At 58.0% G+C, this 10,211-nt stretch carries 6 protein-coding genes; 3 read left to right on the top strand and 3 right to left on the bottom strand.

What is annotated here, in order from left to right; genetic code table 11:
- Positions 1–85 precede the first annotated feature (85 nt).
- Positions 86–907: a carbon-nitrogen hydrolase family protein gene (locus PS14A_RS19895; protein WP_212617043.1), complete on the bottom strand. Its 822-nt coding sequence runs from the start codon at positions 905–907 to the stop codon at positions 86–88.
- A 124-nt stretch (positions 908–1,031) separates the two neighbouring features.
- Between PS14A_RS19895 and PS14A_RS19900 the strand changes: the two genes are divergently transcribed.
- Positions 1,032–1,832 (top strand): LuxR C-terminal-related transcriptional regulator, encoded by an 801-nt coding sequence (locus PS14A_RS19900; protein WP_016773377.1) that lies wholly within the window; start codon positions 1,032–1,034, stop codon positions 1,830–1,832.
- A 158-nt stretch (positions 1,833–1,990) separates the two neighbouring features.
- Complete coding sequence (locus PS14A_RS19905; protein ID WP_137214076.1) at positions 1,991–3,610, top strand: FMN-binding glutamate synthase family protein; 1,620 nt, start codon at positions 1,991–1,993, stop codon at positions 3,608–3,610.
- Between the two features lie 49 nt (positions 3,611–3,659).
- Here the strand turns inward: PS14A_RS19905 and PS14A_RS19910 are convergent, their stop codons facing one another.
- Both PS14A_RS19910 and PS14A_RS19915 read right to left on the bottom strand, forming a co-directional pair.
- On the bottom strand, positions 3,660–7,253 hold the full coding sequence (locus PS14A_RS19910) for a hypothetical protein (RefSeq protein ID WP_212617044.1): 3,594 nt from the start codon (positions 7,251–7,253) through the stop codon (positions 3,660–3,662).
- A gap of 390 nt (positions 7,254–7,643) precedes the next feature.
- On the bottom strand, positions 7,644–9,065 hold the full coding sequence (locus tag PS14A_RS19915; RefSeq protein ID WP_212617045.1) for an amino acid permease: 1,422 nt from the start codon (positions 9,063–9,065) through the stop codon (positions 7,644–7,646).
- A 471-nt stretch (positions 9,066–9,536) separates the two neighbouring features.
- Between PS14A_RS19915 and PS14A_RS19920 the strand changes: the two genes are divergently transcribed.
- Positions 9,537–9,995 carry a transposase gene (locus tag PS14A_RS19920; protein WP_130911184.1) on the top strand — a complete coding sequence of 153 codons (459 nt, stop codon included), beginning with the start codon at positions 9,537–9,539 and terminating at the stop codon, positions 9,993–9,995.
- The last annotated feature ends 216 nt before the right edge of the window (positions 9,996–10,211 follow it).

The following is a 10,211-nucleotide window of genomic DNA, read 5'->3' on the forward strand; positions in this document are numbered from 1 at the left end:
TCGGTATCTCAGGTCGATGTATCTCGAAAGTACACCTCGGTCAGTCCCCTCTCCCTCCGGGAGAGGGCTAGGGTGAGGGCAGCGGTTATCGGTGTGGAATAAATAGCTCGCGAACACCGCAAGCCTGCTCCACCACCTCTCCCGGCAACTTCAAACGCTGATCATCCAGATAGCGATAATCCTTGCGCGCAATCTCCAGTTGCGTGAAATCCAGCTCGACCCTGAACTGCCCTTCTTCGCGCCCGGCCTCGAACAGCAGCGCCCCCAGCGGATCGACCAGCGCGCTGCCGCCGGCAAACACCAGACCGTCATCGCCCGCCTCGACACGATTGACCATCAGCGCAAACGCCTGGTTTTCCTGGGCGCGGGCCATGATCGCGGTGCGGTGGGTCGGGCCGTACGGGTCCATGTTGCCGTTGGTGACGATGAGCAATTCCACGCCCAGTTGCGCCAGGGCGCGGGCGGTTTCCGGGAACTCGATGTCGTAGCAGATCAACAGGCCCACGCGCACGCCGTTCCACGCACAGGTGGTGTAGCGGTCGCCGGCCCCGAACACGCCGCGATCCGACGCCCACAGATGGGTCTTGCGGTATTTCAGGGCGATGCCTTCGGGTGTGATCAACAACGTCGTGTTGTAGAAGCGGCCGTTGTCGTTCTCGGCCATGCCCACCACCACGGCGATGTCATGCTCACGCGCCGCCGCGAGCACGGCGCTGACGGTCGGGCCGTCGAGCGGTTCGGCGATCTGCGCCACGGTTTCGGCGTTGGGGAAGCCCATCAGGTGGGTTTCCGGGAACACGATCATTTGCGTGTCGACCGCGCAGGCAGCAATCGCCGCCAGTGCGCGTTCGAGGTTGTAAGCCGTGTCGTTGTCACGGCCCGCCAGTTGGGCGAGTTCGACTTTCATGGTTATCCCTTGTTATGTGGCCCGGCCCGGAAAGATTGCCCGGTGCCTGTCTGTGGGCCAGTATGCGCAGCAAGCAACCGGCCAGGGAATCACGCCGCCGGGGTAACCCGATAGGGGTAGATCGATGACACTTTCGTTGAATGACATCACTTGGCACCGCGCCGTCGGGCAATTGATCGACGCGCTCGACAAGCCGAATTTCTGGGCGCAACTGGTGCGTCTGCTTGAGCAGTACGTGGCGTTCGATAGCTGGGTGGTGCTGCTGTTCAGCGCCGATCAGCATCCGCAAGTCTTCGCCGAATGCCCCGGCGAGGACGGCAGCCCGGACCCGTTGTTCCAGGATTATCTGCGCGGGCTGTATCTGCTCGATCCGTTCTACATCGCCTGCCGCGAGCAGTCGCGCACCGGCCTGTATCGCCTTTCGGAAGTCGCGCCGGAGCATTTCGAGCTGACCGAGTATTACCAGCGATACTTTCGTCTGAATGTGGTGGCCGACGAAATCCAGTTCAATTGCCAGCTCGAAGGCGAGCGCACGCTGTGCCTGTCGCTGGGCAGTGAAAAACGTTTCACTGGCGAACAGATCGCTTTGCTGTCTTTGATTCAACCATGGGTGCTGGGCCTGTTGCGCCAACGTCTGCCGTACGAAATCAACGAAACCGTGGCCCTCGCCGTCGCACCTGCGCAGGCAGACTGGCGGGTGCAACTGGAAGCGTCGGTGCAACAGCTCAAGGGCGCCCAATTGACCGCGCGGGAACTGGACGTCGGGCGTTTGATGCTCAGCGGTTGTTCCAGTAAGGAAATCGCCCGTAAGCTGGAAATCTCCGTGGAAACCGTAAAAGTCCATAAGAAACACATGTACAGCAAGCTGGGGATCAAATCCCAGTCCGAGCTGTTTTCGATTTTTCTGCAGGCGCAGAACGCCTGAAACAATGTGACTAACGCTTTTTGTGGGAGCGAGCCTGCTCGCGAAGAGGCCCTCATGGCCGACATCAAGGTTGGCTGGTCCGCCGTCTTCGCGAGCAGGCTCGCTCTCACAGAAATGCGTGTCGTTGCACAAAATTGAGTCCGAACCAGGGAAACCGTATGAGCCTGTCTTTGCTGAGCCGCTACGCCTTCTTTGCCGTCTGTGTGATTTTCACCCTCGCCAGCCTGCCCTTTCTCGAACATGACTGGCTGTGGCCGATCACCGCCGTCACCGCAGTGCTGAGCCTGCTCGGCGTGTTCGACCTGCTGCAGACACGCCACGCCGTGCGCCGCAATTACCCGATTCTGGGCAATATCCGTTATCTGGTCGAAGGCATCCGCCCGGAGATTCGCCAGTATCTGCTCGAATCCGACAGCGACGCCCTGCCCTTCTCCCGCGCGCAGCGTTCGCTGGTGTACTCGCGAGCGAAAAACGAAACCGCCGACAAACCGTTCGGCACGCTGATCGACGTCTACCAGTCCGGCTTCGAATTCATCGGCCACTCGATGCGCCCGGCGCCGTTGAGCGACCCGAATGGTTTCCGCGTCACTGTCGGCGGGCCGCAGTGCACGCAGCCGTATTCAGCGTCGATCTTCAATATCTCGGCGATGAGCTTCGGCTCGCTCAGCGCCAATGCCATTCGCGCCTTGAACCAGGGCGCGAAACTCGGCAACTTTGCCCACGACACTGGCGAAGGCAGTATCAGCCCGTATCACCGCGAACACGGCGGCGACCTGACCTGGGAGCTGGGCAGCGGCTACTTTGGCTGCCGCACCAGCGACGGCCGCTTCGACCCGGAACGCTTCGCCGTGCAGGCGCAGAATCCGCAAGTGCGCATGATCGAAATCAAGATGAGCCAGGGCGCCAAACCCGGCCATGGCGGGATCTTGCCCAAGCACAAGGTCACCAGGGAAATCGCTGAAACCCGTGGCATCCTGATGGGCGAGGACTGCGTTTCGCCGTCGCGCCACAGTGCGTTTTCCACGCCAATCGAGATGATGCAATTCATCCAGCAACTGCGCGAACTGTCCGGTGGCAAACCGGTGGGCTTCAAATTCTGCCTCGGCCATCCGTGGGAATTCATGGGCATTGCCAAGGCCATGCTGGAAACCGGCATTCTTCCCGACTTCATCGTCGTCGATGGCAAGGAAGGCGGCACTGGCGCCGCGCCTGTCGAGTTCACCGACCACATCGGCGTGCCGATGCGCGAAGGCTTGCTGTTCGTGCACAACACGCTGGTCGGCCTGAACCTGCGCGACAAGATCAAACTCGGCGCCAGCGGCAAGATCGTCAGCGCCTTCGACATCGCCAGCGTGCTGGCCATCGGCGCCGACTGGGCCAACTCCGCGCGCGGCTTCATGTTCGCCATCGGCTGCATCCAGTCGCAGTCGTGCCACACCAACAAATGCCCGACCGGCGTCGCCACCCAGGACGCCCTGCGCCAGCGCGCTCTGGTGGTCCCAGACAAAGCCCAGCGCGTCTACAACTTCCATCGCAGCACGCTCAAAGCGCTGGCGGAAATGCTCGCTGCCGCCGGGCTTGATCATCCTTCGCAACTGTCGGCCAAGCATCTGGTGCGTCGCATGTCGGCAACCGAGATCAAACTGTTCTCGCAGTTGCATGTGTTTTTGAAACCCGGGGAATTGCTCACTGGGGAAGTGAACGGCGAGTTTTATTCGCGGATGTGGCAGATGGCGCGGGCGGACAGTTTTGAACCTTTGGAAGTGGCTGCCGCGTAACTGCAAAGCGCCAATCCGCACGACGGATTGGCGCTCGACATCCGTTACATCACGCGGCAGTAGCACCTTCAACAACCGGCACCGGCCTGGTGACTGTTCTAATCACGCCGGGGTTGGGATAAACGCTGACCAGTGTGTCCGGTTGCGTTATCCAGCCAGGTTTCTCCGATGAATATTTTATGATCGTGCCCGCACCTTCACTGGCCTGGAAATGCAACTTCCAGGATTGCGCCGCGCGGTCGTATTTCATGAACGCAAAACCCAACAGCCGCGAGTCCGCCTGACCGTTTGCATTCACACGCAGCCCATAGTCGGGATATTCCATGGACGCGCTGAGACCCAGACCGTGCTCATGCGTGGCGAGGCCATTGTACTGAGCGAGTTCCTTGCCACCCTCGACATGCCTGACCCGCAGGCGACTGGCGTCGAGTTGATCGACCACCAGCGAGCAGCCACTGAAGCCAGGCGTAAACAAATGATCGGGCTCGCCCCACTTGGGGTGGACCGGAATATCGACATAACCTCCCTGCGCGGCCCAGTAACCGACCACGGCATCTGACGACTGCGGAAGCTTGTCGATTTTCGGGTCATGGATTTTCAATGCATTGAATTGCGTCCGGACCGAGTTGGCAGGCTGAACGCGCTCCATGACAAAGACGAAACTTGCCCCGCCCTCCTGATTGGCCAGTTGTGACGCGATCTCGGCGCTGTAATTGACGCGCCCCGGTTGCAACAATTCGGTGGCCACCGGTAACCGGCTTAATTGCGCCGGCGACAAGGCTTCATGAATGCCGGTGCGCTGCAGCGAATAACGCGTCAGGGAAGGCAGACCACAATCGTACGCAAGGTGTGCAACCTCACTGTTAGCAACGACTTCGATGACCGGTTCCCATAAACCGTTGGGCAGCCGATGGCGCATAAATGCCGAGCCCGGACGTAGCGGATTGCTTGAGGTGTACACAAGCTGATGGCTGAGACGGGTACTTTCATCGACAGTCGCCCCCACCGGCACGTCTGTTGCACCTTGCGGCAGCTCACCGCCACGCAGCGAAACCGGCTGCCATTGATCCGGCGCAACTTGCCAGAGTCTGGCGCCGTGCGTGCGGTTCGTCGCCGGGTCAACAATCACCACGTCGGTGAAATCGTCTGCCAGATTGAAATCATTCCTGATTCCATACACCGCTTCCTTGCCAGCGGCGTCGATATTGCGGATATAAAAGCGTTGGCCGTCCGCGCTGCGGAAAATACCCCAGGCATTGCTCTCAAGACCGACGAGTACCGAGGGCTTGATGGCGAAGCGGTTGAAATCGCTGTTAGTGAATCCGTTCACTCCAAGGATTTCAGGCTTGGGCCGGAAATCGCCCGGTGCGCCGTAAAGCCGATTGTTCAGCGGGTTGTAGTGATGCCACTGCTGGTCTTTCAGCACGCCGATGCCATCGACACTTTGCTGGTTTATCTTCCAGGTACCTATCAGTGCGGGCCCGTGTTCTTTGCGCAGTAACCGCAATAACTCGCTGGGGTCTGACACTCTGCGCAATGCCATGATCTGCCGCAGGCCTTGCTCGCCGAGAAATCTGAGGCCTTGACCAAGCAGCCGGGTCGCCCCCACGCCCACGTCACGCAGGGCGATCAACGGATTGAGTTCGGTGATGACCACCGCACCGATTATCTTCGCCGCCTTGAGTGTCTTGCTGATGGCTGACGCCGTGGAAACACCAATCCTGGCCAGTTTTCCGGCAACACTTGCACCGGCAGTAACAAAGCCCAATACATCAAAAAACAGGTCCACTGCGCCGTCGGCATAGTTGCCGTCGACGAAGTTGGCGATCGCCGTCTTGAACGGGATCAGGTCGACCACGAAATCGATGACCCTCTGCACGAACGCGTTTTCCCCGTCTTGCGTGGTCTGGCCCTTTGCTGCCTGCAAAATGTCCTCGTTGTCCAGATCCAGATGTTGCACAAAGGCTTGAGCAATCAGCTCGGTGCGCTCGCTCGAATAACTGACGGGCACTGAAGAGCTGTTTGGGCTTTTTGGCAGGAGCTTAGCGGCTTGCGACTGGTCAGCCAGCAGCAATGGCTCGATGGTGTGCTTGATGCTCGGAACAGATGCATTTGTGCGCTCGGACGCTTCTGCTGGATCGTAGGACCGGGTCCGGATAACCCCTTGTTTCAGATCGATATCATAAAGCTTCGATTCCTGGCCCAGATCAACCTTCACCCTGAGGATGGCGCTTGTAGATATCAGGTTTCTGCCGACAATATTCAGACTCAAGCGGTAGGTCTTGTATTGGTAAAACGAGACGTGGCCGTGTTCCAGGTTTTTCCTGTCCTGCAGCGGCAACTCGGCGATCAGATGTTTTACAAACAGCAGTGCGCCTTGCTTGAGGTTGCCGATAGCATTTTCAAATTGTGCCTGGAAGGCATCTGCCGCGCCAAGTTCCAGCGGTGCATTGATCTGGTCAAGCAGCGGAAGCAAGCGCGGATCGCGGGTCGTCCATTGATAGTAGGGCGGCCCGCCCATCATGACGATGTCGAGCAGCGAGTATCGGCCGTTGAGGGTCGGGTACAACAAGAGCCCGTCGCCTCCGGCAACCTTGGGCTGCTCCAGCAGGCGCTCTTCAAACGGTATGTCGCCTTTGAACTTTTTCTGCAGTCTGTCCAGCGCGATGGCTTTGCGGCTTGGCAATTGGCTGTTCAACAAAATCGAGGTGTTGAGACAACCGGCCAGTTGCAGGTTGAAGTGTGTCTTGGCGCGCTCCAGTTCGTCACGGGTGTAATGTTCACCGTGGTTCTTTTGCACCACGCCGTTGACTACGCCCCAATCTGCCAGCGCGGCGGCCTGAACGTGCTGAAAAACCTGCGAGTCGATCAACGAAGCGCTTTCTGCGCTGGCCATAACTTGAGCAAAGGTCATATAGGCGACTTTCCCGGGTGTGTAGGCCTCGATCGTTCGCGCCGCGACGGTCAGGTTGAACCATGCCGTGGTGCCGTATTTCAAGTCGGGGGGAAATTTCTTGATGAGAAACTCGGGCGCCTTGCGAACCAGCAACAGAGCGGCGGTCAATCCGGCCAGTCGGCGGCTGCTCAAGCGTTCCTTGATCAAGTAAGCCACCAGGTTATCGAATACCTGCAAAGGGGGTTTGCCCCAGAGTTTCTCTCCGGCTAGATCGAAGCCAGCAACTTTGCTGCGTGACGGCTGATCAATATCGCCCTGATGCAGACTCAAATGAATGCCGGCCATTGCGTACTCGGCGGCGCTGACATCGGTGGCGATGCCGTTCAAGCGGGTCTGGATTGCAAGACCCAGAGCCTGCCCGCGAGGACTGTTGATGAGTCTTGCCAATGCCGACAGCGGATCACTCAGCGCCTCATTCGCAAGCCGCTCGTCTACGTCCAGATAGTCAAGCACTCCGGCACCCGGTAGCGCAATGAAATCAAGGCTATCCAGAAAAACACTGGTGGCGTGCAAGGCTTCTTTTTGTTGCGCAACAGTCAATGGAATTGACCAGGACAATGCACCGGCAAAGTCACCAAACGGATGGGAATTTACTTTTGCGATTTCCAGGCTGGCCGCGAGGTGCTCAAACTGATTATTCTCAGGTGCCGATACTTCACCAACGAGGTCCATGTTGGATTCAGACATTTTATTTTCCTTCAACGGATTAAATAGAATCCGAAGTAGGCGATAGAACACTCTTTAACTTGAAGGCCAGAAGTATTACCAATAAATCATATCAGAGCCGCCAGACACCATTTAAGTACCAAACTTATCAAGAATATGACCGAGTGAATGTTGCCAAATAATAGACCAACCAAAGTCAGCCATACCCATTCACTCTAAAACCGGCATCAGGCGTGGAAACTTACAACATGAAAATACTTGCAAAGCTGCCTCTTGAAATTACAAACGGGAGCCTCACGATTACTGTTACAACAAAAAAAGATCGCTTTCTGCAACAATATCCACATTACTTACCATGTAGAAACTCCTGCAGGCAGCGACCTTTTCCGGAGGTCTTGCGCGTTTAATAACTTACGACGCGGAACGCACGGCATCTCGCGATAAGTTATTCGGCTGCAACTTGAACACGTAAAACAACACCGTCAGCAACACCAGAAACGCAGGCCCGACATACAGCGCCACGCGGGTATCCGGGAAGTACGCCATCAGGCCGACCACCAGCACCAGAAATGCCAATGCAAAGTACGAACTGACCGGGTACAGCCACATCTTGTACTTGAGGCCGGCACGTTCGCTGGCGCTCAGGCCTTTGCGGAATTTCAGCTGGGCGAGAAGGATCATCACCCAGGTCCAGATCGCACCGAAGGTGGCAATCGAGGTGACCCAGACGAAGACTTTTTCCGGCACCAGATAGTTGAGCATTACGCCCAACAGCAACACCGCGATCGAAAGCAGCAGCGCACGGCGTGGCACGCCGTTGTTCGAGGTCTTGGCGAAACCGGCCGGGGCCTGGCCATTCTGTGCCAGGCTGTAGAGCATGCGCCCGGTGCTGAAGATGCCGCCGTTGCACGACGACAGCGCCGCAGTAATCACCACGAAGTTGATGATACCGGCGGCGGTCTTGATGCCCAGCCGCTCGAAGGTCATCACAAACGGGCTGCCTTGGGTGCCGATTTCGTTCCACGGGTAGATCGACAGGATCACGAACAGCGCGCCGACGTAGAACAGCAGAATCCGCCAGAACACCGAGCCGATCGCGTCGGGAATGGTCTTCTGTGGGTTTTTCGCTTCACCGGCGGTGAGGCCGATCATCTCGACACCGAGGTAGGCGAACATGACCATCTGCAGCGACATCAGCACACCGGTCACGCCGTTGGGCATGAAACCGCCATGGGCCCAGAGATTGGAAATGCCCAGTGCCACGCCGTCATTGCCGAAACCGAAGGCGATGATGCCGACGCCGCCGATGACCATGGCAATGATGGTGACGATCTTGATCAGGGCGAACCAGAATTCGAATTCGCCGAAGGCTTTCACCGCGATCAGGTTGATCGAGCCCATGCTGATCAACGCCGCCAGGGCCCAGATCCAGCGCGGCACATCGGGAAACCAGATGCCCATGTACACCGCCACCGCAGTGATTTCCGCGACGCAGGTCACCAGCCACAGAAACCAGTAATTCCAACCGGTGAGAAAGCCTGCCAGCGGACCGAGATAGTCCTGCGCGTAGCGGCTGAACGAACCGGCCACCGGGTTATGCACGGCCATTTCGCCGAGTGCGCGCATGATCACCAGGATCGCCAGACCGCCAAGAATGTAGGAAAGCATGATCGCCGGGCCGGCCATCTGGATGGCCTTGGCCGAACCGAGAAACAGACCGACGCCGATACAGGCACCGAGCGCCATCAGGCGGATATGCCGTTCGCCGAGTTCACGTTTGAGCGGACCGCCCGAAGCGGTGTCGCCGTGCGGCAGAGGATTGCCAACTGGCATAGGGGTACAACCTCGTCTTGTTATTGGATATGACCACCGGGTTTCGAAGCGTCGGCCGATAGGCCTTGGCTGGGCAGGAAACCGCGTCAGCTTCGTGGGCAGACGCGTCTTGCAGGGCGGGCCTGAAAGATCAGCGGGGCGTGCAGTATAAAAAGCTCAGGGCAGGATTTTTCACTCTAAAAGTCACAACATTCAGCGACAACTCTCGGCAATAGTGGGTTCTTCGGAGAGGCATTACCTGCACTACGTAGGAAAAGTCCCCACTGAAAAAGCCGCGAAGTATTGCATAGACATGGTGCAGCGTCATGTTCCAGCCCGGGTGCATTTGATTCACTGCGCGATGTCTCTCCTCGCGATTGATCACGGATAAATGGCCGGCGGATTCAGAAATTTCTCTCAACGATTGCGGCGTCGACAGGGACAGGCAGCCACTAACCTTTGAAGAAGCCATGAACAAGCAAGGAAGCTCACATGCCAGTCCGTCCCAATTCCCACCGTCTGCGCCAAAATCGCTTCTCGGAAAACGGTCGTGCCTACTTCATCACCTCTGTCATCCACGAACGCCAGCCCGTATTTGCAGATTGGCAGACAGGCCGATTATTGGTTGCCGAACTGCGCCGGGCTCATGAGCAAGGAGTCGCGCAATCCATCGCCTGGGTTGTCATGCCTGACCACTTTCATTGGCTGATGCAATTGCAACGCGGCTCACTTGGCGAAGTCATTGGTGGTGTAAAGGCCCGCTGTACGCATGCGGTGAACAGAAAAACCGGACGTCACGGACCGCTGTGGCAAACCGGCTACCACGACCGTGCGATCCGTGACGGCGAGGACCTGGAGCCCATCGCCCGCTATATCATCAATAATCCCCTGCGAGCCGGGCTGGTCGATAACCTCGGTGACTATCCGCTCTGGGATGCCTACTGGCTCTGAGCGCACCAGCTTTCTGAAATAAGTGGATCTATTGTGGCGAGGGGATTCATCCCCGCTCGGCTGCGAAGCAGTCGCAACTCGCTGACACGCGGTGTACCTGTAGAAACCTTGCCGGCAGGTGTTGGGGCCGCTTCGCAGCCCAACGGGGATGAATCCCCTCGCCACAGGGAATCCCTGCATGACTGATAAATCTGCTAGCCACAGGGAGTCCATTGC

Origin of the sequence: Pseudomonas sp. 14A, assembly GCF_018132745.1 — a bacterium.
In the GTDB taxonomy this organism is placed as follows: Bacteria; Pseudomonadota; Gammaproteobacteria; order Pseudomonadales; family Pseudomonadaceae; genus Aquipseudomonas; species Aquipseudomonas mercuritolerans.